This window comes from Vreelandella nigrificans (genome assembly GCF_002374315.1).
GTDB lineage: Bacteria > Pseudomonadota > Gammaproteobacteria > Pseudomonadales > Halomonadaceae > Vreelandella > Vreelandella nigrificans.
Map to the genome: position 1 here is coordinate 75,595 of NZ_NWUX01000017.1, position 25,407 is coordinate 101,001.

Consider the following 25,407-nt stretch of genomic DNA (forward strand, 5'->3'; position numbering starts at 1 on the left):
CCACTATTACGCTTCATATATGCAACCCAGTCGCAATTAATAACAACACCTATTACCATAAACAAAACCAACCAAAATTTATTCATGAGAATTCATTAAAATTAAGTTTCGTTGAGTCATAACTTCCTCTCAAAGCAATGGATGATGTGCCCATAGCTTTTCAAGATCAACATCATCACTGCTTGGGCGATGCTCTTTAAGGAGGGGATCAACCTTCAATATCATCGGCAATTCAAAAGCCGTTCCAGTCACAACACAACAACCTTTCGCTAACGTTGGTATTAGAGACTTTGAAGACAAGTCTAAAGTGCTAATTGTATTATCAATCAACTTAAGATCTCTCTCGTTTACCAACCGATGTATAAAAAAATTATGTATTTGTGAGATAATAGTAGGCGAGATATCAGCAGGGCGCTGGCTAGCCAGAGTTAGAAACACCCCATACTTTCTACCTTCTTTGACGATCTCCTCAAATAGTTCAAGTCGATAATCTTTCCAGACTTCATGCTCTCGTGTAGATTGCTCAGAAAGAATATTGTGTGCTTCATCAATAATTATATGGAGCGTACGCGTGGGGGGGCTTCCTAAGCTGTCAGACTTTTTGTGGCTAGCGTAATGATTCTTAGCAATTAGCAGTGGTAATATTTTTTTAATATCACTACTACAGTTTTTTAATGATATTACTTCTAACAATGCGGGAGGAGGTGGAACCTCTACGACTTTCAGAACACTACGCAGCCCAGCAATTGAAGACTTAGCTCTTGAAAGTACTGGTTGGATATGTTCATACTGGGCATATCCTAACACAACATCCGAACACAACTGTAAATAAAACCTTAATATTAGCTCACTAAAATCATCCAAAAAATTTAGATCGATACTACTCACAACGGGCTTCATATTAGCATTAAATCCGTCTCCATTTGAATTATAATATCTCCCAGATGAATCTTTAAAATATTTCTGCTGATGATTGTAAATCATACCTCTTAAAAGATACTGCAAAGGTTCGTTGTTAACAATTTTTGCAATTTCACGACATAGTTCTAAAGCATCAGGTTTCGGCTCACCAGAGCTAAATGCTTTCTCAAAGGTCTTTTCAACATAAGTATTCAACGAGTCAGGTACATTTTTATATAGTGCTCTCCCGTTGAGCACTCTTCTAATAAAAGGCTGTTGAGTATTATTGGTTGCCTGGAATAGCAAGCTAAGAGTTTCTGCATCCCAAAAGTGAGAGGACTCAATCATAAACCTATCCATCTCACCTCTTTGATTAAGTCTAGTCACTCTTTTCTCATCACTTTTTAAAATCTGATTCTCAGTATACTCTCCATTAAAATCCATAATTAAAAAACGGCTTTTATCTTTTAAAAAGACATGCTTCTCTTTAAACAAAGTGGTATACAACTTCGCTAATGTATTTGATTTCCCGCTACCAGTATTTCCAAATATCCCCAGATGGCTATTAAACAATTTTGTCCAAGGTAAATTAATCGAGACATCCTCTTTAAGCATAGATCCAATTGAAAAATTTGAGGTTTTACTCGCCCCATAAATACTTCCCACCACTGCCTCACTTAACAACGAGGCCTTATCTCTAATCATGGGCATGTATTTCACACCCTCATGAAACTTATTATTTAGAATGAAACCTATCGGCTTTACATCTACCTTACGAATATAAAATGTTTTATCACTTTCTTCTAAAAATTTTCGCTCATCAAGATACTCCCCTTCAACCATACATACGATATCGATAAACCCTCGCTGAATAGATATATGCTCTCTTAAAGAAACACCTCTGTACTTTACACCTTCATAGAAAATTGTTTCTTGGCTAGAGTCCTCGAATATTCGAAGAGATATCTTAGTGCCAGTAACAGCTATAACCTCGCCTACTATAATACTCATAGATCACCCAGGTTTTCAGTGCTTTCATACTTCTCAGGTTTTAAAGAAAAAACATATTTATTAAAATTAGTAAAATCTAAAACCTCCCCCTCTGGTGGCGCAATAATTTGTATATTTCTCCACGAACCAAACTCTCTCTTTAACTTCACTGCAGCATTAGAATCATAACAACATATGTATGTCTGTAATGATGGATTAGATAAAGACCGTTGAACCAATCTTAAAATATGTTCATCAGCAAAAGAGAAGCCAAAAGTAATGAGGATTGAATTAGGCTTTTCAAGTTCATAGCTGAGCAGCCTAAGCATTTGATAATAATGCTCCTCAAAAACAGTTTCGTGAAACTTCCATTTAGTGGGGTTAACAATAGGCAACTGATTGTATTTGCACCAAAAGCTATCAATCTCTTGTTGTGAAAATTCTACGGCTGGTATATTTTCCGTATAGCCACCCTCAGTACATATATAGTCAGAAAATTCTTTAATTCTCTCAATATCATTCGAACTCAAAAAACTTTTAAAATCTTTAGAGTAATCCACCTCAATTTTATCATTATTTCTTAACCAATAAATTGAGCCATGCACATGAATGATATTTATTTGAGGTATACCGTAGCTGGATCTTTCAAACACGCCTGTCTGACACTGAAAAGTGTTGAAGTTTTTAGCATTTAAATATTTTTTAAAAAATCCAGACGCCCCATCATTAATAATAAAATCATACACATCCTCTTGTAACAGTGAGTCGCTACAATGCGCCAAACATCCATCATAATTGGTCGTAAATATATTTATTTTGCGATTCAAATCTTTCCGCCTCTCCATTAAACCAATTAAGGTTTTAATAAAGCACTCATAATTTTTTATATTCAGATCTTCTTCACCCGCGAAAACAAATTCAGGGCTAAAATTCTGCACAGGATAAATGCATTTATTATAATAATGCATAAACAAAGCCGTGCGCATGCTTTTAAAACTTTCAAATCTATGGGATAAGGTCTCAACAGTCTCTCGTCTTCCTTGCGCATCTTTAACCTTTAATGACAGTGTTGGGAACAAATCTGCTGATGCACCAGCACCAATAAGAATATTTACATTTTTATTATATATATCTAGTGCATCGATAGTTTCAAACATCCCAACCCCCTGAAATTAATTAAGATCTGGACAACGATTGTCGTTTAAAGGCATACCTAATCTAGTTATGGGTACGAGATCGAGCACAGCCTTTATATTAATATATGGTATAAGACGATTACTCAGGCTCTCCTAAGCATACTCAGGAAGGCCATATTTTACTATGAATAAGATTCTATCCACCTTCAATGTTTTTACCTATACCAATTCCCAAAACGCAGAATTTCGCATGACTCCCATGCAGCCAAAACTCGCCTACAGCCCAGTAATAGCGTGCCTAAGCCCATTTTTCAGGATGCATGAAGAACTGCCCAACAAGCGAACACCGCAGGCGGGTGAGGGACAACGCGCCGTATTGGAACCGTCACGTAAAGCCGCTGAGTGCCGTTATAAGCCCTGTACTCTGTTTGCCCTACCCCATAACGAAAAAGCAAAGCCCCCCAGATGCGAAAAACCTCACGCTTAATTACTAGCATTTCCCATGATCTGTACACGGAGGCCTTGCTAGGACTACTCAAGCACGCTCTTTTTCGCTGCCAGCAAGGTATAAGCGAGTTTTCAAGCCTGATTAGTCACACATACCGTGCTGAAGTGCATAACCCCGCATGAATTCGCATGATTTTCATGCGCCCATTTTTTACCAGCCAGCCCAGCAGTGGCGCGGCTTGGCGGCGGGCGCGGGAGTGCATAAAAACCACTACATTTAGCGCGCGGGCGGGGCGGGGTGATGACAACGCGCCGTGGGTCGCAGCCGGTGCTGGGCCGGTTGGTTGGCAACATCACCGCATGAATGGCCGTAGGCGCTTGTTTAAGGCTGGCCGCCCTTCCGCCCTGCCTAACACAACAACGCCCCGCACAAAGGCGGGGCGTTGGTCATATGCTCGCGAATGGCTGAGGTTAGGCTTGGGCGCTATCCAAATCGTCCAGGCTCGGTACATACTCCATTTGCAGTTCAAGCTCTTTCAAACGTCGCGCAAAGCCAATATTTGATGGGTAGTCTCTGGCTTCCGCTTCGCATGTAAGGAGCGACGGTAGCTGGGTTACTGGCATGCATTCTTGGCTATCAAGTGAAGGCATGTAACGAACCAACAGCTCACCCAGCGCTTGGTGATTGCGGGCGCGGATCTCATCATTAACCTGCCGGGTGTCCTCTTTATTTAAGCGGGTGGCGATGCTTTTTCCTGGCTGAGACGAGACATCAATGCCAAGTTTAATCATAAAGACTGGATCGTTATAGGTATCCACCTCGATACGCTCAAAAAGCTGTGGCACAGCGGCGCTAAACTTTGCCATGCTCTCGCTTTCACTCATTTCTCTCAGGCTATTCACTAGCTGATTGTGCGATGAAAGATCATCAAAGCGGCGCGCGGCTATCCGTAGCGATATGCGCGCAGAAAGGGTCTGCATTTTGAGCCATTCCGCTTGTGGCTCCAGTAGAGCTATCATTTCCTTGATCTGGCTAGCCTCAGAGGCCCACTGCCCCTTTTGCTTGAGCTTCTCACGTACTTCCTTGCTCTGCTTTCCAAAGCCCTTAACGAACTCTTGCCGCCATTCGGTATCGACTACTTTCTCTTGCTGACCTAAAGCAGTCAGCGTTTTCCGTAATTTTGCTAGCTCATTAGACACATCTTCGAGTTTCTCACGGCGTATTAAGTATTTGGCTCTCTCCCTCTCCAGTTGTGCTGCTAGTTCTGCCTCAGTGACCTCGGTAGAAACAATGTTGGGAACTTTAAAGTAACGCATATGGGATATTTTCATTTCATGGCTCTCCGGTTTAGCGGCTGGCGTGGCTTCAGGTGACTGCTGGGTCATAGTGGCCTCACGGTTGGCATGGGTGCGCGGGTGAAACGGTGGAGCCAATGCCCCACCAACGGGAAATGTGTAGCTGAGTGAAAAACGCCTGCCGGGAAAGGAAAGGGGTCGACTTAACTAGGCTGGTTAAAATTATTCGCAAGACGAACAAAATCCTTTCCCCTGTGTGTTTCCACCCTCTAGGTCGCAAAAATCGTGGCAACAAGGCAACAGAGGCTATTCCACTGATTTTAAAAGTGTTTTTAGTGGCAACACCGTTGCCAAGGTTTTTTGAAATGGCAACAGACACACAACCACATAGGTACATAAAGATATGTGTTGCCATTGTTGCCACCTCTCTTATTACTGAGGCAACGCTAAAACCCGCGTGGTTACTGGCCGTTGCCTTGTTGCCACTGTTGCCATGGAAAATAGGTTCACGCGTAATTAGGTTTTTCATCTTGCTCCCAGCCTTTCAGCATCCAACTTGTCGGGATCAATGACGAAAAAGCGCGTGCTCCCTCCTCCTGGCAGGCGGTAGTTTTTCTGGTTGCGGCCGCTATCCATCTTGGCCAACACACCATAGGTTTCGAGCGTGCGTATCACGCGCTCCCGGCCATACCCCGCAGCGGCTTCTGAGAGAGAGGCACGGTTAAACAGGTAAAGGCGTTTTATGCCCTCTATCTCGTAGTAACCGGCACGGTGCTTGATATTGGAGTTGGGTAGCTGTGCGGCGATGTCAGAAAAGCGGCTGTCTCCGTGCATGGCGATAAAATCCGATAGCGCGCTAAGTATTTGACGGTCTTCGGCGTTACCATCACCGACCGTAAGCAGCCACTCCTCAAACAGTTGGCGGCAAGCACTAGCAGCATCGTCGGCCTTCCAGGGTAAAAGCCCGTAACTAATGGCTATCTCCCCCGCCAGGGCGATAATGGCGAAGCGATCCGCCACCCTGCCCGCTTGTGGCCCTTCCGCTTGAAAACCATCACGTACCTCGGCAAAACGCTGATAGAAAACGTCGGGATCAGCCTCTTTAATCAACCGCTCCACGAACGCAGGCCCCACCATGCCGTAGTGGTGCGCGGTCGCTGTTGTTAGCTTTCTATGGAATGCAGCGCCATTCATGCCGTGAACATCATCAAAGGCGCGATAGGTGCGGGTGCCTGCGTTTACGTCCACCATTCGCAGCTCTGCCCCAGCGTGGGCGGCATTGCCTGAAATGGCCGCATGTTCAGAAAGTGACCGCTCCCCGCTGGAAAGCGCTAAAACACGCCAGTAAAGCTTGGGCCGCCCTTCCCGCTCCCGCGTCATGGTGCCTTTGCCGGTGCCGTTGGCGATGGCGTAGGCCATTTCTTGTACCCGCTTGGGATCGGCGCGTTTGATCTCGTCCAGAATCAACACCGTGTCATTGCGTGAGGATGCCTCGATCTCGATACCGCCCCGCGACATATCCCAAGAAGCCGCAAAGCGGCTAGGGTCGCCCCAAACGGAGGCGGCGATAGCCTGAGCCAGTGACTTACCGCTTGAGGAGTCACCCACCAAATGCACGCCGCCACCGTTTACGCCTACTTTTGAAAGCAGTGGCCCTGCCAGTGCGCAGCAAACAGACAGGATCAGCACCGGGTTTCCCTGGCAGTAGTGCGCCAGTTCGCTTTGCCAGCTTTCCAGCGTGCCTCGTTCGGAAAATAGGTGGGCACCCTTGCCGCTATCCTGAAAGCGCACGTCTTGCCCGCCTAAGATTTTGCTGGGGAGTACAAACGCCCCGCTTGCATCGTGCCAGCCCGGTTTGGTCGTGGTGGCCAGCACACGGTTTAAGTCGTGGTGACTGGCGATATAGGCAGGCACATAGCGGCGCTGGTGGTACTCCACTTTTAAGCCTTGGCGGAAAAGGGCTTTTAGGATCTCTTCTCCCTTTCCGGCCAGTGCTTCCATGGGCATGACGTATTCAATGACCTTGCCCCGGTGCTTGAAGCGCAGTAAGCGGCCTACGCTGCCGTCATCGCTGTTTAGCGTTTCAGCATCCACATGCAGCGGCGCACAGATCCATAGGTCAAACGGTTGGCCAATATCATCGCCTTGTCCCTGCTTGATGCCGTGGAACCATGTACCCGCCCGAAACAACTTCCCATCCACCAGGGTTTGCCCTTCGTAAACGGCGTAGCTTGGGCGCTCTAAAGTGTCGATCTCCGGCGCGGTAGGTTGGCCAACAAGCGCAAGGTGGCTTTGCTGCTCGCGTTTTTTCTCACTCATGGTGGCCCCCTTGTTGGCGATACCAGCACGCCAAGTCGTTAAAATCGGTCAAGATATGCGGGGCTTCTTTCGGCCAAGCCGGGAACAGCACCAGTGCCCCCACCGCTAACGCGGCGGCATTGGCGGCTGTACGGCCAGGGTTTCCAGGGGTAGCGCGGTCGTCGTCGCCAGCAATGACCATTTCAAGGTGGCCATAGCGCTCACATAGGCCACAAGCAACCGGCTCTAAATTTCCCGCGTGCATGGCACACGCCACTGGCTCGCGGGTGTGGGCGTGAATCGTGGCCCCGGTGGCCCAGCCTTCACAGACATAAAGGGTCTTTCCAGGCATTACCCGGCCAAGCGGGGAGTAAGCGCCTAGCACCTGCCCGCCTTTCAAGAAACGCTTATTCCCTTGGGCATCGATCAATTGCACATTGACCAGCTCACCATCGGCGTAAAGCGGCACCATTAGCTGGCCTTTAGGCGTTTGGCGCAGTCGATAAGGGCTAACCCCTTTGCTCACCAAATACGTATGGCCAGGGCAAGCAGGCTGGCCATTGAGCCAAAGCTTTTTGGCCAGTTGGGCGGCTTTGTGTTGAGCCGCAAGGCGTTGTGCTTCCGCCTGCTGGCGTAGCTGGCTTTTGGTGGGGGTAACTGCAATGGGGGGTGAGGCTTGCGCCTCACCGTTACGATGAAAAATACCCAGCCCCAACCGTTGATCGATCATCATGGCAGCGTCTACCTGCCGACAGCTGCGCAGGTAACTAAGCAGCGACACAAGGTCGCCGCCGTGGGCGTCTGGATCAGCAAAATCGTTCCACTTACCGCTGGCCAGTGACACACCAAACGAACCTTTCCCCTGGTCGTCGCGGGCCGTGTTGCGTGCTACCCATTCGCTGCCTTGGCGCGCACCATCGGGCAGCCATTCAGCCACTAGCGTTTCGGCGTCATTAAGCGCGGCAATAGCCACTTGCTGGATTTTTTGAACGATCGTCCTAGCCATTTTCGCCCCCCTTCCTGGCAGGCGGGTTTTGGCGTCGGAAGGCTTGCCGGGCTGCCATGAGCAAATCGTGTGAGTCCGCCAACAATAAGCGGCAGGAGAGCGCTACATGGGCGATGTCGCGAGTGTCGGCACAAGAGCTGGGGGCATCCAATACACTCAACGTCATCATGAGATTACTGGCGGCTTCTAAGCGGATCTCGCACTGCTCGAACAGGTCGTCATAATAGGCACGGGGGTCGATCAACAGGCATTCGGCCTCTGTCAGACAAACGGCATCTTCCAGACGTGGGCTATGGTTCGTGCTAGGCATGATCCACTCCTTCAACGCATAGGCGTTCTAGCTCGATCAGGAGTTGGTCATGTTCTTGGTAAGAGAGGAGTTTTAGCGCGGTGGCCATGCGTGCCATGCCCAACAACTGGTGAAGCTGTTCAGGCTTACGGTTAACACGGTAGGCAATCAGTTTTGCACCGATTAGCGCGGTAGCAATATGCGAGGGGGAAATTTGGGTGTGCGTGTACGCACCTTGGCTTTGATTGGCCATGGGTAAGACTCCTTTGTGTTTGGAGTCACCAACAACCGTTCTCACACGATTGGAGGCGACTGTACGCAGGGTGAGAAACCGGTCACAAAGGAAACCGGCCACGCCGAAGCGTGCCCACGCACAGCCGCCATAACGACGCACTACAGGCATGAAAAAAGCGCCTGCAATGGTAGGGGCGCTGTAGCGCCTTTGTGAATTCGGGTTCTCACGCCCGGCTGTAGATTTTGCTACAGCTACACCATGATAAGCATTCCCTAGTGTTCCTCGCAAGCTTTTCAGGCAGCAAATTACGCACAATTTGATAGGCTTCATGTCTTCCCTTTGATGTAACTTCGCTTGGCCCCAGTGCTCCCCGCTCTGGGGCTTTTTTTGCGATCTTTGGGCAAAACTTCCCCATACCCGCTGGGCTTGGCCCAGCAGCGTTATGCCTATTTGGTAGGGTTAGGGGTTAGCAGTCGGTAAGGATCTCGGTGGACGACTGGTGGCGGTTGAAGCGCTCCAAGCCATCGCCCTGGCCATCTAACCATTTAGCGCTGATATCACCGGTCGAACCTTTACGGAACGCCTTTCGGCTGGGTGATTTGGTGGCGTCTACCATGGCGGCCTCAAGCTTGACCACATCGTCCGCGGTGAGCTTTAGCGTTTTTCCGTTGATGGTGAATTCAAACTGGCTCATGCGTGGCGCTCCTGCTGGTGTGTGGTCATGCGTAGCGGTGCGGGAATGCCTTCCAGGCGCTGGCGTTTGCGCTCTTCCAAACAGTTGGCGATCCAGCTATCCACCTCCTCCTCTAGCCAAGCAACGCTTTTGCCGCCAATCGGCACCGGGGCCGGGAAAGTGCCCTGGCGAATACCGTCATAAATGGCAGAACGGCTTTTACCGGTTTTCTGCTCGACCTCCTTGCGACGCAGCAGGCGGTTACCTAGCTGGATCTTGTTCACCATTCTGAAAGGCGGTGTGTGAGTGGTGAGTTCAGGCATTGATTTGTGTCCTCGCTGTGTCATTCCAGGCAAGTGCCCTAGTGGCCCTATGAAGCTTGACGGTTAACGAAATGACGCGCCATCGATGCGCGTTGTGCCACGATTCCCGCACAACGGGATGCCACGCGAACGATTCTGGGCAGCTAGACAAGTATCCAAAGCGGCTTTGGATGACAAAGGAGCGGTTAGTTTTTGATGAGCCATAAGGTGGGTTCCTTCAGCTAGTGGTGACGTTGCAAGCCTTACGCTTGAGACACCACTAGCTTGACGAGGAACGGGGAGGACTACCAGAAAGGGCTGTTGTAGAACTGTATGGATATACAACAGAAAGTGTTTAATGACCTCTTTATAACACGTTGATAAAGCGCCACCCGATGGGCATATTTATTTTATATTTTAAATTCAATTGGTTATAAAAAATCAGCCAATGTTTTTCTGTTGTAGAAATCGGAAAATTTACAACACGCAGATGCCTAGCTCGTCACTCAGTGACGGCGCTGGCCATTGCTCTCCCCTTCCTTGGTAGCAATGGCGTGTTCGATCGCGTGGAGCACCAGCGTAGTATCCACTACCGTAGAGTTGCCTTGGTGCAAATTCGTCATTGCAAGGGAATGAATAGTTTCAGGAAGAATATCCTCTGCGTCGTAACTGAATTTCTCGAAGGTGTAGCAAGCGTCATCGGGAACCCATACGGTGAACCCTAAGTTAGAGGCGCTTCTTACTGTCGCCTCTACCGCTCCCTCACTGGTCGACCCCACCACCACGAGTTGGCGAATGGATCGCTTAAGCAGCCAATCCTCAATGTTGGAGCGTAAAAAGGCATCTGTGATGTTTTTATCGAAAATCTCCTCGTTAGCGAGAGGCTCTAAACCAAGTTTAAAACGCACACCAGGATGGCCGGGGGAATAGGGAGATTCTGGATCACCAGAGAGATGGCGAACATGGATGATGTGCAGCGAGTTCTCACGCCATGCACTCAGCAGCCGATACATGTTGTACTCTGCTCGCTCGTTATTGCGCTTTCTAAAATAGGGATAATGCATATCCGCTTGCTGCTGATCGATGATCATTAACGCACATGCATCGGGGTTTAAACTCATTAAATCGAAGTTTTCCGCCACTGCATCGATTGTCGTATCTTTGAATGTCTCGTCAGCTTTAAACTTAATGCCACACTCCTGATTAGTGCACTCTTGGTATAAAACATGATACCCCTCTGTCATTTTTCGGCTCGATCTAGTCCGGGTTTTCGTTCCGCATTCAGGGCAATTGATTGGCAGCTTTAGTCGCATTTAAACCTCAGCACTAATGTTATCTAGGTAGTCCGCCCAAAACTGCATCATGGCGGGCCGCTGATCCGGTGCCATGTGCTGGGCATGGGTGTAAACGCCCTCGATCCCTGGCAGCTTGTGCGATAGCTGTAGCTCTATCCATTCCCTGGGGTAGCCCAGCTCTTTTAAGCCGGTGGCCACCACATGGCGGGTGCCGTGGGGTACGTGCCTCCCCTCATAACCCATACGCTTTAGAGCCATGCCAAAAGCGGCATCGGAAATTGGTTTTCGTGGGTCGTTACGGCCAGGAAATAGCAATTTGAAGGGGGCTGTTAGCTTGTGAAGATAACGCAGCTCACACAATGCCTGGTTAGGCAGGGGCACTTGGTGCGCCCTGCCCATCTTCATGCGTTCGGCGGGGATCTTCCAAACGGCTGCATCTAAGTCGAACTCAGTCCACTCAGCCCGGCGTAGCTCTCCAGGGCGAACGGCTGTCAGTAGCAACAGCTTTAGCCCAATGCGCACCATGGGGCTTTTATCGTACGCCTCAATATCGCGCACAAGCTGTGGTAGCTCGCTTTGGGGGATATGGTGGAAGCTGCCCCGCTTGTAGGGCTTGAGCGCCGTTTGAAGGTCGGTAAGGGGGTTGTAGCTGGCTCTACCCGTAATGATGGCAAAGCGGTAGATGTCACGACAAAAGGCGTGCAGGCGGCGTCTCTGTTCGAATTTCCCTAACTCTTCAAGCGTACGCAGTATGTCCAGCCATTCGAGGGGCAGAATACTCTCTATCGGCCGATTCTCTACTTTGGGGAACACATACATTTCAAGCACGCGCCTGCTGTCATTGGCACGCTTAGAACTCTCTTTCCAGCGCGGCACCATTGCGGCGTGCCACTCCATGGCCAGCACTTCAAACGTGTTTTCAGTTGCGTACTGTCGTTGGCGTTTGTCGCTCTGCTTTTGCTCTACAGGATCAATGCCTTGGGATATTAGACGCCTCATATCCGTCCGCTTCTCCCTTGCTTCGGCAAGGCTCACTTCAGGGTACTGACCAAGGCTGATCATGTTGCGCTTGCCATTGGGACGCGTGTAGCGCAAACGCCATCCACGACTGCCATTGGTTGAGATCCTAAGTTCTAATCCCATGCCATCTGAGAGGGTAATAATTTTCGTGCCGGGCTTAGTTGCGTTTATTTGTCGGATAGTTAGCGCCATGGAGGTATACCGAGTATTTCCGAATGAAGGCATATACCGGACTGTATACCATTTGGCAGCGGGATTTGGAAGGAACTGCGAGGAACAACGAGGAGCTAAAAAACCATGTATTTCAGAGTATTATACTCTTTTTTAGGCCTTCTCAGGACGTCTCAAGAATGGCCGTTGGCGTCCCTGGCAGGAGTCGAACCTGCGACCTGCCGCTTAGGAGGCGGCTGCTCTATCCTACTGAGCTACAGGGACTAACGCGGTCTAAACTAGCGGGCGCATAGTATAACGCGTTGACTTAGGTAGGGCCAACTGAGTTGGCGTTATTCAACAAAGTTATTGAATCTAATCACTAAATCCAGCCGAGAAGGCGCAGCAAGAAGACGCCTGCCGTAACGGTAACACTCGCCATCAGTGTGGTTATTGCGATGATATTGGCCGCTAGAGCCACATTTCCGTTAATCGCCTTTACCATAACGAAGCTAGCAGCTGCGGTGGGGCTGGCAAAAAACAGGAAGAGTAGGCCTAACTGTGGCCCAGAGAATCCCACTAGCCATGCAACCAGGGTGGAAGCAAAAGGCAGCACGATCATCTTCATGCTGCTGGCACTTAAGGCAACTTGGCTGCCTACGCGAATACTGGCCACCGAGAGCGTTGCACCAATACAAATCAGTGCAAGCGGTAAGGTGAGAGAGGCAAAGTAATCACCAGAGGTGATCACCCAACTGGGTAACGGAATCGAAAAAGCGGTAAAAGGTAGGGCCGCGAAGACAGAAATAATTAACGGATTGGTGGCAATATGTTTCGACAAACTTCGCCAATCTGTAGATTGCCCAGGCTGGTAGGCCGCCAACGCAATCACAGAAAGTGCGTTGTACATGACGATCACAACACCAAGCAGTAAGCTGCCTGCCGAAAGCCCATAATTCCCATACATCCCTGCCGCTAACGCCAAACCAACTACACCACAGTTACCCCGAAAAGCGCCCTGTACATAAATGCCCCGTTCAGCGTGGGGAACCCGATAGTGCGCCCATCCCCAGCTAAAACAAAACTGCGCCAATGTCGCGGCAGCAAAAAATAGCAGTAATGGCACATCCAGGGCGACACTCAGGTCTGCCTTGATCAAGCTTAAAAAAATCAGCGTGGGAAGCGTCGCTTTGAACACCAACGCAGAGGCCGTAGAAATAAAAGCGCTATCAATCCATCGTAAACGCTTTAGGCCAATGCCGATAAACACCATGGCAAACACTGGCAACGTAACGTCTAATGTGCGGGAAAACAGCTCAATTAGTTCCACAGAGGCGCTCTCGATTGAATCAGCAACTACTTATACTCTACCGATAACGAAGGTTTGTCGACCCGCTCAACCGCAACACAAATGCTCCAGGCGAGAAAAAACAAACGCCCTCCTACCCATACTACTCAAATAGGGATGTTGAATTTAGCTTGTCAGGTACGTTCAAAACCACGCTATTGCGCCCTTCTCTTTTAGCGTCATAGCTTGCTGAGTCGGCTCGACTCAAGGCATCGTCAACGCACCCATCCCCTTCATCAAACCGGGTAACCCCAACACTCAACGTAACGTTGTACTGTTTGCCTTCATGCACAACGGATACTTCACTTACCGCTTGGCGCAAAGATTCAGCAATCCTCTCAGCTTGCCCAATGGTGCAGCTTGGCAGGAGAACGCCAAATTCGTCACCTCCCTGGCGGGCTACATGATCACTACGGCGAACCTCCCAAGCCACAACTTGAGCGATACGGCGTAGCATTTCATCCCCTAGCGCATGGCCGCCGTCATCGTTTATAGGCTTGAAGTGGTCAAGGTCGAACATGAGCAGCGCGGAAGGTGTGCTGGTTTTCTGAAAATCTGCAAAAGCATCTTCGAGACGACGCTCAAACCCACGTCGGTTAAGTAAGCCGGTTAATGGATCATGCTCAGCTTCCCAGCGCTGAAGGGCCTCTTGTTCACGGCGCTCGGTGATATCTTTTACTACCCCCACTAAGCCTAGTGAATGCCCTCCTTGAGAAAGCATTACCACCCGTGCATGAATATCCAGCCAGAGCATTTCATTATCACTGCGAATAAACCGCAGTTGGCGCACAAAATCACTGCCAGATTTAAGACTATGGCGCCACATATCCTCAGCACCTTCAATGTCATCAGCATGAACTTGCTTCAACCAAGCCTCCATAGGCAACGTCTCGGCAACCCCCAGCATGTCGAGTAGCGCTGGGTTCATATAAGTAATGAAGCCACCAAAATTCGCCACAAACATACCTTGAGGAGAAGCATTCAGCACAGAATCCAGGAACGCCTCGCGCTCCTGAAGGTTGTCAACCAATTGTTGGCGCTCATCCTCGACGCGATTAAAGGTGATGGCTACTTGCTGAAGCTCTTGCATGGAAGTTGCGAGACGGACATGAGCTCGACAGCCCTGCCCCACTTCTCCGATCTGCTCTTCCAACTGGTTTAGCGGGGTCAAAATACGTGCTAATAACCACCATAAAAACGGCATCATCAACAACGCCAGCATTACCCAAACCCACCAGAGCTTTTTAATGAAACCAACCAAGGGCTGGTATGCCTGCTCAATCGGCAAAAAGAAACCGACCACCCAGCTGGCCGGCCATACTTGAGCATAAGATTGAAGGCTAGACCGGCCATCCAGAAGCGTTTCCACCCCATCACCCGTCCAACCGTCAATTGCTAACTCCATCAAAGGGTTTGTTGCCAAGTGAGGAATCGGCATATTCACCAAGGACCTATCAGGGTGATATAAAATTTTCCCTGATGCCGTCGCGACTGCGGCAAAGCCGTGCTCACCTAACCGTACTTTTGATAAACGATTAAATAAACCTCCTGCGTCCAGGCTGACAATGCCGCCAATGAACCCAACGAACTCTCCTTGTGCGTCTTTACGCGGCACTCCAATCAATATCATGGGCATATTACTGGCGCGGCCAACAAAGGGCTCGCTCACATAAGGGAAACGTGTCCCTCTTAGCATTTTAAAGTACTCAAACTCAGTGCTCTCAAGCCCTCTTCTGCCACTCACCGTCGGCCAGTCGGAGAGAATCAGCCCACTCCTGTCGGAGATTACAATGCCATCAAACCATGCCAATAACGTATCGTTATTAATTAAAGCACGCTCTAATACATCAGGATCTTCACTCACGCCTACCAAATCATTCAACCGTTCAAGTGCCTGAATACGCTGTTCAATTTGCTGGGTAAGCTCGTCGGCTAGAAGCTGTGTCTCGTAACGCAGGTGCGCCATATTGGTTTCATGCACCATGGTCTTACCTACCTGCCAAGCCATACCCAACACCAACGCCGCCAGCAGCAGCAGCGTGCAGGAAAGCCCCAGTAACAACCGCCCCTTTAAGGAACTAAGCGTAAAAAGCTTGTTAAAAACGTGGGCTAGAAGCACCAATTATTCCTTTGTTTATCAACCTTCCTTGACATCAAGCTAACCTAGCTATATTGAGTCAAGATCCCATTAATTACGTTATAAGAAGAACGTACCAAAAAGAGCAAGGGAGTGCGCGAGTACCGAGCTAGATTTAAAGATTGTTCATTTTTACTGCGTGACGGATAGCTCATTACCATCATTCAAAATTTACTGCGCAATACCAGCAGTGGCTTAATTGATAAGCGCCACTATTTCACGTATGTTCGCCGCCTACTCCATTGACCCTAATGAAGCTGCAGCCCTATGGCGAAACGTACAGCAGGCTATACATCTCCAGGCATCCGCAAGATTACCGCCCTTGCAGCATTTTTAACTGAATTTGACCACTTTTCACGTATTAGTGGGCTTAAAACAAAGCCGGATGCCGTGCTTGGCTGGGGACTAAAGCCCACCAGCATTCGTGCGCGCCAGTATGCCAAGCGCCATGCACTGCCTTACATTGCCTTGGAAGATGGCTTTTTACGCTCGTTAGGGCTGGGGGTAAACGGCTATCAGCCTCACAGCATGGTAGTTGATCACACTGGCATCTACTACGATGCCTCACGGCCCAGCGATTTAGAGAACTGGCTGAATAGCTCTACGTTTGAGATGGACGAGCTTGAGCTAGCCAGACAATGCATCGACCTGCTCAAGCGCTATCGCCTATCCAAGTATAACCACGCTGTAGACCAACCGCTTGAGACTAACGCTAAGGTGTTAGTGGTAGACCAAACTGCAGGCGATGCTTCTATTCACCACGGTGGAGCCAATGCTGCAAGTTTTGAACAGATGCTGCAACAAGCATTAAGCGACCATCCAAACGCCGAGATATTAGTCAAAGTCCACCCAGACGTCATTGCTGGCAAAAAGCGCGGTCACTTAGCCAACGCACAAACTCACCCGCGCTGCCGCGTTATTAGTCATGACATTAATCCCTGGGCGCTATTTGACCAAATCGACACGGTCTATGTAGTTACCAGCCAGCTAGGTTTTGAAGCGCTGTTAGCAGGCAAACAGGTCCACTGCTTCGGCCTACCCTTCTATGCTGGCTGGGGGCTGACTAAAGACCAGCTACTCTGCACGCGGCGGCGCGTTAAGCGCAGCCTGGAAGAAGTTTTTGCTGCAGCCTACCTGCGCTATGCCCGCTACGCCAACCCCTATACCGGCAAGGCAGCCACATTAGAAGAAACCATTGCGCTTATCGCTGACCAAAAGCGCCAGCAAGAACGGCTGCGCGGTCCATGGCTTGCCTGTGGGTTTTCATTTTGGAAACGGCGCTTTATCGGTAGCTTTCTTGGCCCTGCTGCAGATGTTCGCTATCAGCCGAAGATGCCCCCGACACCTCTTGAAAGAGCTGCCCCTGGCTCAGACCAGTTGCTGGTGTGGTCCAGTCGAATTAACGATGAATTCAAGGCACGCCATGAGCATCATCTAGCGCAGTTATGGCGCATGGAAGATGGCTTTATTCGCTCAGTTGGCCTGGGAGTCGACCTTACTCAGCCGCTATCTTTGGTAATCGACCGCCAAGGAATTTACTACGACCCCAGCCAGCCTAGTGACCTGGAAACACTGCTTAACCAAGCTGAGTTCAGTGATGACCTGCTAACTCGGGCTGCTCAATTACGCGAACGCTTGGTAGCACTGAAACTTTCGAAATATAACGTGCCTGGTCAGGAAGAGATTGAGCTACCCACAGACAGGCAAGTTATTTTAGTTCCAGGCCAAGTGGAAAGTGATGCCTCTATTGCAACAGGCTCACCCCTGATACGCACCAACCAAGCGTTACTCAGTGCAGTAAGGGAAGCGCACCCGAACGCTTTCATCGTTTATAAGGCACATCCAGATGTGATAAGCGGTGCTCGTATCGGCGCACTCGATAACAGCGCTAAACGTCTGTATGATTTGGACGCCAGCGATATCGACATTACGGTGCTTTTAGAGCGTGTCGATGCCGTGCATACCATGAGCTCGCTCACCGGCTTTGAAGCGCTACTGCGCAATCGCCATGTATGCACGTATGGCCTACCGTTCTACGCGGGCTGGGGGCTAACCGAGGATGCTATGCACTGCCCTAGGCGCCATCGTGTGTTATCGCTGGATGCGCTTATTGCGGGCACGCTACTGCTGTACCCAAACTATGTTGACCCACGCACTCGGCAACTCTGCAACGCTGAAACGGTAGTTAGTCTGTTGGAACAGGCCAAATCACAACAATCTAAGTCTCAGAAACGAGGATCTCAGAAACCAGGATCCCATAAAACTGGGTCGCAAAAACATATACTTACATGGAGGCAGCGGCTGTATCGCTGCTATCGTAATTTATTGATTGGAAGCCACTGAGTTGAAGCAGAAGCGCGCATTTTTATTCCTACAAGGCGTTTGTTCGCCCTTTTATCAGCGCTTAGCCCGCAGGCTTACCGATGACGGTCACCGTGTGATTAAGGTCCACTTCAACACCGGTGATATTGCTTACTGGCAGCGCACGCATGGACATAGCCACCTATTTCGAGGCACGTTAGGCGAGCTTCCAGACTATATTCAATCGTTATGGCAACGCTACGAGATTACCGACCAAGTCGCTTTTGGTGACCGGCGCCCAGTGCATCGCCCAGCGATTGAGCAAGCGCCTAACGCAGGTATCCGCACGCATGTTTTTGAAGAAGGGTACTTTCGCCCCTTTTGGGTAACGCTAGAACGCGAAGGCGTTAACGGTCACTCGCTGCTGCCCCGCGACCCCAGTTGGTTTTATGAAACTGGCAAAAATCTGCCTGAACTTCCGCCGCCGGTGCGCTTTAGGTCATCGTTTAAAATCCGCGCCATGCATGATGTCGCCTATCATTTAGCGGGGCTCGCCAACCCTCTGGTGAGCCCCCACTACCGTAACCATGCCCCCATTACCGCACCCACTGAGTACGCGGGTTACATCAAACGCTTTACGCTGCTCAAACAGTGGAAAAGGCGTGATGCCAAGCGCATACAGTCCTTAATTGAGAGTGGCAAATCCTATTTTATGCTGCCGCTACAGCTCAATACCGATGCACAAATTCGTGACCACTCTCCCTATGACAATATGGAAGAAGTGATGGATCACGTGATGGGCTCCTTTGCACAACACGCCCCAAGCGATGCCCTGCTGTGCATTAAAAACCACCCACTGGATATGGGGTTAGTGAACTACCCAAAAATCATCCAGCGGCTGGCCAGTTTTTACGGCCTTGAAGGGCGAATCGTATATTTAGAGTCGGGCGACCTGAATCCTCTCATTCAGCATGCAACCGGTACAGTGACGGTTAACAGTACCGTGGGCATTGTCTCATTGGAGAAACTGTGCCCCACTTACGCACTTAGCGACCCAATCTATAATTTGGCAGGCCTGACGTATGAAGGGCCCCTGGAAGAGTTTTGGCAGCAACCCCCACCACCAAATCAAACGTTGTTTGGCTATTTTCGCAACACCGTCATGCATACGGCACAAATTAATGGTGGTTTCTACTGCCAGCTTGGCATCGATTTAGCAGTAGACAACGCAGCGCGTATACTTGAAGCCTGCCCCTCCCCCTTGGAGAAACTGCTTTGAGCGCTGGTACACCATCAAACACGTCAGCTACGCATGCCGCCGCCCGTGCGAGCCAACGGCGCTGCGTATTGATTACCGGCGCCACGGGGGCTATTGGCGGCGCACTGGCAAAGGTTTACGCCACGCCGGACACACACCTTGTACTGCATGGCCGCCAACCGCAAGCACTGGAAAATATTGCCACTGAGTGCCGAGCTAGGGGCGCGCAGGTTACGCCATCGTCCATCGATTTGACTAACGATGTAGAACTCAAAAAGTGGCTAACCACGCTCTGTGCCGACCAAGTGCCGGATATCGTCATCGCTAACGCTGGCAAAAACGCACACCCCACAAGCGATACCGTGCTAGAACCATGGGATGACGTTCAAGCACTGTTGGATATCAATCTAAAAACCCCTATCGCGATGGCTCAGCATCTGGTGCCCGCCATGCAGGTACGGGGCAGCGGCCAACTGGTATTTATTAGCTCTTTAGCAGGCTGGTACGGTTTGCCTGCCACGCCAAGCTATAGCGCCAGCAAAGCCGGCATCAAAGCCTATGGCGAAGGGCTACGCGGATTACTGGCCCCCCATGACATCGGCGTCACGGTCGTCATGCCGGGCTATGTTAGCTCACCCATGTGCAATGCCATGCCAGGCCCCAAACCCTGGGAGTGGCCACCAGAGCGTGCTGCCAAAGCCATTGCCCGCGGCATCAGCGCGAATCGCGCCAGGGTAAGCTTTCCGTTCCCGCTGAATTTTGGCACATGGTGGCTTGCCGTCTTGCCGGCAGGTATTTCCCAATGGCTAGTAAAGCGCTTGGGCTTTCACCCGTCAGGGGGTGGCTAGCATGCAGGCTTCTCTTACGCTTGCCCTAATGGCCCCTCTAACGGTAGGCCTGCTGGGCAGCTTGCTCTGTGAAGCGCTGCTCAGTCCGCGCCCACAACCTTTCTGGCAACGGCCAATGGCTGCCAACGCCATTCACTTGGGTAGTTGGCTGCTACTGTTTGGCGTGTTCACCCTGCTATTGCAGCGCCCCTGGTTTGCCATTGTCTTTATTCTTTCGCTGCAGTTGGTCGTCGTGCAGTCCAGTAATACCAAGTCGCGCACTTTAAACGAACCTTTTATTTGCCACGACTTCGAGTACTTCTGGGACGCTATTTTGCATCCACGTCTCTACGTGCCATTTTTTGGTGTCGGGCTGGCCATTGCCGCCAGCACAGCCGGTGCTATTGCGATTGGCAGCTTTGTTTATTTCGAGGCCTCTCTTCTTAGCCTGTGGGAAGGGCATACGTTTTTGTTAAAAACGCTGACCATAGCAGCGCTAGGTGCCCTGCTAATATGGGCTGGGTTACACCAATCGCCGCCAGTTAGCCTAATTCCGGCTGCCGACTTACATCACTTAGGGCTGTTTACCAGCCTATGGGCGTACGGTGTTGCGCTGATGCGCTCTTCACCTCCAGCACCGACCGACTCCCCTTTTTACGGCATGATGGAGAAGCAAACGACGCATGAGGCAGCAGTTGAACAGTCTAATGATGCCCAGCCTAATACTGCCCTGCCTAACGTTGTCCTGGTTCAGAGCGAATCCTTTTTCGACCCGCGCCCATGGTGCCCTGAGGTCGCCCCAACGCTGCTGCACCACTTTGACGCCACTCGTGATGAGGCCATTCAATACGGCGATTTAGACGTTCCCGCCTGGGGCGCTAACACGGTACGCACCGAGTGTGCTGTACTCACTGGGGTTTCACCAACCGCCTGGGGAGCGCGTCAATTCAATCCTTATCGCACCCTTGTGCACCATCCGTTGCCAAATGTTGCCAGCGCTTTTAAAGCACAAGGCTATCGCACCGTGTGCATTCACCCTTACCCCGCTACATTTTATTTACGCGACCGAGTTATTCCAAAACTTGGCTTTGATCTATTCATTGATATTAGCGAATTCGACAATCAAGATAAGCATGGGCAATACATTAGTGACCTCGCCGTTGCACGAAAGGTTGGACGCCTGCTTGAAGATGGAGATAATAGGCCACTGTTTGTATTTGTTATCACCATGGAAAATCACGGCCCACTGCATCTGGAAACCCCGGATCAGAGGCATTTAGCCGCTACACTGCCTAACGCAACTTGGCCGCTATCTGAACATTTACGTGATCTAGCCGTCTACCTACGCCATTTAGGTGAGGCTGATCAAATGCTAGCCAGCGTTAAAACAGCGCTAAACTCAGCAACTAGGCAAGGGCTTTTAGGTTGGTACGGTGACCATGTGCCGATATTACCCGACGCCTACAGGCATTATTCGCCCCCTGCTGGCAGCACTCCGTACATGATATGGTCAACCGACGTGCAAACGCGATCAACTGAACGATTGCCTAGCGAGCGTAAGCCGCAAGGATTAGCAGCAAACGAACTTGGCGTTCAGCTATTTAAACAAGTGTTTGGACGCGATATAAGTAACGATATGATCAAGGCAGAACCAGAACCTCAGGAGCAAGAATGACTAAACGCGTTGCCATTATCGGCGCCGCCCATCGTTTCCCCGGCACCACCCCTGAAACGTTCTGGCAGGACCTGCAAGCCGAAAAAGACCTCGTCACCCAAGTGGCTCCTGACCGTTGGAGTCACGATGCATTCTTGCATCCTGACAAACGCCATCCAGGTACCAGCGTAACCTTTGCCGCTGGCAGCTTGGGTGATATTAGCGGGTTTGACGCAGCGTTTTTCGGGATTTCGCCCCGCGAAGCGGCCAATATGGACCCGCAACAACGTATGTTGCTGGAGCTTGCCTGGGAAGCGATGGAAAGCGCGGGCATTGTGCCCAGCACCCTACGCGGCAGCCAGTGCGGTGTTTTTGTGGGCATCGCCAGCCTTGATTACTCCTACCGCATAGCTGACGACATGGGGGCAATTGACGCCTCCACTGCCACAGGTAATACCTCAAGTATTGCCTCAAACCGCCTCTCTTACGTATTCGATTTCCACGGCCCCAGCATGTCGCTGGACACCGCCTGTTCGTCCTCAATGGTGGCGTTTCACCAAGCCTGCCAATCCATTCGTAGCGGCGAAACCACCATGGCGCTGGCAGGAGGCATTAGCCTGCACCTGCACCCTTACGGCTTTATTATTTTCTCCAAAGCCAGCATGCTTTCGCCCACTGGGCGATGCCAGGTATTTGATGAAGCTGGCAATGGCTACGTACGCTCAGAAGGTGCTGGGTTATTTCTGCTCAAAGATTACGACCTAGCTGTTGCCGATGGAGACAATATCCTTGCGGTGGTAGCAGGCTCAGCCGTCAATACCGACGGCCATAAATCTGGCTTAACGGTGCCCAACCCCAGCGCTCAAGTTGATTTAATGCGCCGGGCCTACGAGCAGGCAGGTATCTCACCGGATGAAATTGACTACCTGGAAGCCCATGGCACCGGCACCGCGGTTGGCGACCCAATCGAGACCCACGCCATTGGTGAAGCACTCGGCAAGCACCGCAAAACACCGTTACTCATTGGCTCGGTAAAAAGCAACCTAGGCCACCTAGAGACCGCCTCAGGCGTCGCTGGGCTCGCCAAGGCGCTATATAGCCTGCAACACCGCGAAGTGCCAGCCACCATCGGCATCCGCAAGCTCAACTCACGCATCAAGTTTGATGAGTGGAACATCAGCGTTGTGACGAAAGCCCATGCGCTTAAGCCGCAGGGTCGTTTGGTGATCGGTGTTAACTCCTTTGGCTTTGGCGGCGCAAACGCCCATGTCATTTTAGAAAGCGCCCCAGAAAAACCAGCAGTACCGAGCCATACGCCTGCCGAAGCCCTACCTATTCGGTTTAGCGCCCGCAGCCAAGAAGCGCTGGCCGAAAATGCCCGTGCGCTTGCTGCCCACCTGCGTGACAGCGGGCAATCTTTTTACGACATCGCTCACACCCTGTTTCATCACCGGGAGCAACATGCATACGGCGCACTCTGCTTTGCTAAAACACAAGCGGAAGCAGCAGAGGCCTTAAGCCAATTTGCAGAGGGCGAAGAGAGTCAGGTAACAGCACTTGAGCGGTTAGCTAGCCCGCGTGGGCCAGTCTTTGTTTACGATGGCAATGGTTGCCAATGGGAAACAATGGGCCACGACCTGCTTGAGAGCGATGCTGTTTTTAGCGACGCAATTGAGCGTGTCGATGCTCTTTTCCAGCAATACGGTGATTTCTCCCTGCGCGCCGAGCTAGCAGGCCGAAATCAGCAAGAGGGTGCTGAGGGGCGTTTTGTACGCACCGAAATCGCCCAGCCTACGCTATTCGCCTTGCAGGTTGCGCTAACGGAGTGGCTGAAAGCCCAAGGTATCACCCCTGCTGCGGTTTTCGGTCACAGTGTCGGTGAAGTCGCAGCGGCCTGGGCGTCTGGCGCCCTTAGCCTGGAAGATGCCGTCAAAGTCATCTACTACCGCAGTTTCTACCAGGGTAAAACCCGTGGCCTGGGCGAAATGAGCGCAGTTGCCATGAGCGCGGAAGACGTTGCACCATGGCTTGAAAAACCCGAATTCAACAAGGTGAGTCTCGCTGGCATCAATAGCCCGAAGGGCATCACCCTAGCGGGCGACCGGGATCAGCTAGGCAAGCTTGAAGCTGCGCTCAGCACCCAAGATATTTTCGCTAAGCGGCTACCGCTGGATTACGCTTTCCATAGCCCTGCCATGGACAGCATCCAAGCTGACATAGTGGCTGTTTTGGCGGACATTACTCCCCAGGCCACTCAGATACCCTATGTATCTACTGTAACCGGAGCAGTCAGCGAAGGCACCACACTAGGCGCCCACTACTGGTGGCTCAACATCCGCGAGCCGGTGCTATTCGATAACGCGGCAACCGCGCTGATCGAGCAAGGCTTCAATGTCTTTGTGGAAGTAGGCGCCCATCCTATTTTGCGTCGCTACCTAAATGAGTCCCTACGCCAGCAAGAGCGTACTGGGTTAGTATTAGGTACTATCGAGCGCCACAAACCCGGTAGCGAAGGGCTTAACCGCTGCCTAAGCCAACTGCTGCTTAGCGGTCTCAGTATGGATAGCCGTCGCTTCTTTCCGGTGGAAGGACAGCGCGTGCTACTACCCCGCTACGCGTGGCAGCGCGCCCATCACTGGGTTCAAGGCACTAACGATGGCCAAGGCTTGCTATCGCGCAATTACCAGCACCCGCTGCTTGGCTATCCAATAGCGCAACAAGACAACACCTGGGAAAGCCAGCTAGATACCAAACGCCAGCCATGGCTTGCCGACCACGTTGTTGGCGAAGGCGCCGTCTTTCCTGGCGCAGGGTTTGTAGAGCTCGCCCTAGCCGCCGCGCTGCAGCAAAAAGATACACCGCTGCTGGATATTGAAGAACTAGAGATTCGTGCCCCACTGCTGCTTGATGGCCCCAATGGCCGTACCATGCGCCTTACGCTAAGCCCGGATGATGGCCGCCTGACTATTCTCTCCAGGGAGCCAGCCAGCGGCAGCGAGTGGCAGCTAAACACCGTGGCTCGCCGCATGCGCGAAAGCCGAGGATTCCTACTCAACCGCCAAGCCCCTGTGCTGCCCAGCCGTGCCCCTGACTACACGCTGGCTGAGCACCTGCAAATGGCAGAGCGCATTGGGCTGCATTACGGGCCGGCGTTCCAAGCCATTAGCCGTGGCTGGATTGAAGGCGACAGTATCGTTGGTGAGATATGCCTGTCTGACGATGTGCAAGCCCAACTGAGCACACTCCACGTCCACCCAGGTATTCTAGATAGCGCTTTCCAGCTGTTTATCCCGCTGCTGGCCAAGCAAAGCGACTTTTCTGCCCAGCTAGCCTTTGTGCCGGTGCGTGTTGGCCGTATTCAGGTCAATACTGAAGCAGTAGCTCCCGTGCTTGCGCGTGCCGTAATGGGCAAGCGTGCGCCCCACTCGTTCACCGCTGATTTCGAGCTATTCGACGCCGCCGGTAACGCCGTGGCAGTGCTCAGTGAAACGCGCTTTAAGGCTATTCGCCTGAACCGTGCACACCACCAGCACTTCAGCTATTTGGATGTGGAACTAACCCCCGCACCGCTTAATGCTGCCACCATGACGCTACCTGCCGAGGCGCTAAGCCGCTTGGCAGGGCTAAGTAGTGCCTATGCCTCCGGTACCGGCCAGCGTTATGCCCAAGAAGTAGCCCCCCTACTCGACAGCCTTAGCGAAGCCTTTACCCAGCAAGGCTATGCAGTAGCACGAGAAGGCGTAGAAGGTGACGACGAACAGCTAGCCCCAGAAACCATCTGGCAGCTGTTAGTGCAAGACTACCCCGACTACTTCGCGCCTATTCACCTAGTGGGTCGCTTGGGC

General features: G+C 51.2%; 18 protein-coding genes and 1 tRNA gene. 5 read left to right on the forward strand and 14 right to left on the reverse strand.

Annotation, left to right across the window (positions count from 1 at the left end):
• Positions 1 to 129: 129 nt before the first annotated feature.
• The 14 genes from CPA45_RS16435 to CPA45_RS16500 form a co-directional block, all read right to left on the reverse strand.
• Positions 130 to 1,911 carry an ATP-binding protein gene (locus tag CPA45_RS16435; protein ID WP_096653362.1) on the reverse strand — a complete coding sequence of 594 codons (1,782 nt, stop codon included), beginning with the start codon at positions 1,909 to 1,911 and terminating at the stop codon, positions 130 to 132.
• Positions 1,908 to 3,047 (reverse strand): SIR2 family protein, encoded by a 1,140-nt coding sequence (locus CPA45_RS16440; RefSeq protein ID WP_096653364.1) that lies wholly within the window; start codon positions 3,045 to 3,047, stop codon positions 1,908 to 1,910. The genes CPA45_RS16435 and CPA45_RS16440 overlap by 4 nt, the downstream gene beginning before the upstream one ends.
• 897 nt (positions 3,048 to 3,944) lie before the next feature.
• Positions 3,945 to 4,907, reverse strand: a complete 963-nt coding sequence (locus CPA45_RS16445) for a hypothetical protein (protein WP_096653366.1) — start codon at positions 4,905 to 4,907, stop codon at positions 3,945 to 3,947.
• A gap of 387 nt (positions 4,908 to 5,294) precedes the next feature.
• Entirely contained in the window at positions 5,295 to 7,088 is a 1,794-nt protein-coding gene (locus CPA45_RS16450) for a DUF927 domain-containing protein (RefSeq protein ID WP_096653368.1), read from the reverse strand.
• Positions 7,081 to 8,073: a toprim domain-containing protein gene (locus CPA45_RS16455; RefSeq protein ID WP_096653370.1), complete on the reverse strand. Its 993-nt coding sequence runs from the start codon at positions 8,071 to 8,073 to the stop codon at positions 7,081 to 7,083. Before CPA45_RS16455 ends, CPA45_RS16450 begins: the two co-directional genes overlap by 8 nt.
• Positions 8,066 to 8,383 carry a hypothetical protein gene (locus tag CPA45_RS16460; RefSeq protein WP_096653372.1) on the reverse strand — a complete coding sequence of 106 codons (318 nt, stop codon included), beginning with the start codon at positions 8,381 to 8,383 and terminating at the stop codon, positions 8,066 to 8,068. The genes CPA45_RS16455 and CPA45_RS16460 overlap by 8 nt, the downstream gene beginning before the upstream one ends.
• Positions 8,376 to 8,615, reverse strand: a complete 240-nt coding sequence (locus CPA45_RS16465) for a hypothetical protein (RefSeq protein WP_096653374.1) — start codon at positions 8,613 to 8,615, stop codon at positions 8,376 to 8,378. The genes CPA45_RS16460 and CPA45_RS16465 overlap by 8 nt, the downstream gene beginning before the upstream one ends.
• Before the next feature lie 448 nt (positions 8,616 to 9,063).
• Positions 9,064 to 9,291 carry a hypothetical protein gene (locus tag CPA45_RS16470; RefSeq protein ID WP_096653376.1) on the reverse strand — a complete coding sequence of 76 codons (228 nt, stop codon included), beginning with the start codon at positions 9,289 to 9,291 and terminating at the stop codon, positions 9,064 to 9,066.
• Positions 9,288 to 9,593, reverse strand: coding sequence for a helix-turn-helix transcriptional regulator (locus CPA45_RS16475; RefSeq protein WP_096653378.1), 306 nt, complete (start codon positions 9,591 to 9,593; stop codon positions 9,288 to 9,290). The genes CPA45_RS16470 and CPA45_RS16475 overlap by 4 nt, the downstream gene beginning before the upstream one ends.
• 485 nt (positions 9,594 to 10,078) lie before the next feature.
• The gene (locus CPA45_RS16480) at positions 10,079 to 10,885 is read right to left on the reverse strand and encodes an isochorismatase family protein (RefSeq protein ID WP_096653380.1); all 807 of its coding nucleotides are present in this window, start codon (positions 10,883 to 10,885) and stop codon (positions 10,079 to 10,081) included.
• On the reverse strand, positions 10,886 to 12,079 hold the full coding sequence (locus tag CPA45_RS16485; RefSeq protein WP_165771571.1) for a tyrosine-type recombinase/integrase: 1,194 nt from the start codon (positions 12,077 to 12,079) through the stop codon (positions 10,886 to 10,888).
• A 166-nt stretch (positions 12,080 to 12,245) separates the two neighbouring features.
• A tRNA-Arg gene (locus CPA45_RS16490) sits at positions 12,246 to 12,322 on the reverse strand.
• A 97-nt stretch (positions 12,323 to 12,419) separates the two neighbouring features.
• Positions 12,420 to 13,367 (reverse strand): AEC family transporter, encoded by a 948-nt coding sequence (locus CPA45_RS16495; RefSeq protein ID WP_096653384.1) that lies wholly within the window; start codon positions 13,365 to 13,367, stop codon positions 12,420 to 12,422.
• A gap of 121 nt (positions 13,368 to 13,488) precedes the next feature.
• Positions 13,489 to 15,393, reverse strand: a complete 1,905-nt coding sequence (locus CPA45_RS16500; protein ID WP_165771573.1) for a sensor domain-containing diguanylate cyclase — start codon at positions 15,391 to 15,393, stop codon at positions 13,489 to 13,491.
• Between the two features lie 396 nt (positions 15,394 to 15,789).
• Here CPA45_RS16500 and CPA45_RS16505 point away from each other — a divergent pair, with 396 nt between their 5' ends.
• The 5 genes from CPA45_RS16505 to CPA45_RS16525 form a co-directional block, all read left to right on the forward strand.
• Positions 15,790 to 17,865, forward strand: coding sequence for a capsular polysaccharide biosynthesis protein (locus CPA45_RS16505; protein ID WP_096653388.1), 2,076 nt, complete (start codon positions 15,790 to 15,792; stop codon positions 17,863 to 17,865).
• 1 nt (position 17,866) lies between these two features.
• On the forward strand, positions 17,867 to 19,102 hold the full coding sequence (locus tag CPA45_RS16510) for a capsule biosynthesis protein (RefSeq protein ID WP_096653390.1): 1,236 nt from the start codon (positions 17,867 to 17,869) through the stop codon (positions 19,100 to 19,102).
• Positions 19,099 to 19,929 (forward strand): SDR family NAD(P)-dependent oxidoreductase, encoded by an 831-nt coding sequence (locus tag CPA45_RS16515; RefSeq protein ID WP_096653392.1) that lies wholly within the window; start codon positions 19,099 to 19,101, stop codon positions 19,927 to 19,929. The genes CPA45_RS16510 and CPA45_RS16515 overlap by 4 nt, the downstream gene beginning before the upstream one ends.
• A 1-nt stretch (position 19,930) precedes the next feature.
• Positions 19,931 to 21,583 carry an LTA synthase family protein gene (locus CPA45_RS16520; RefSeq protein ID WP_096653394.1) on the forward strand — a complete coding sequence of 551 codons (1,653 nt, stop codon included), beginning with the start codon at positions 19,931 to 19,933 and terminating at the stop codon, positions 21,581 to 21,583.
• Positions 21,580 to 25,407, forward strand: a 3,828-nt coding sequence (locus CPA45_RS16525) for a type I polyketide synthase (RefSeq protein ID WP_133066792.1), incomplete at its 3' end; no start/stop codon positions are given. The genes CPA45_RS16520 and CPA45_RS16525, both read left to right, overlap by 4 nt.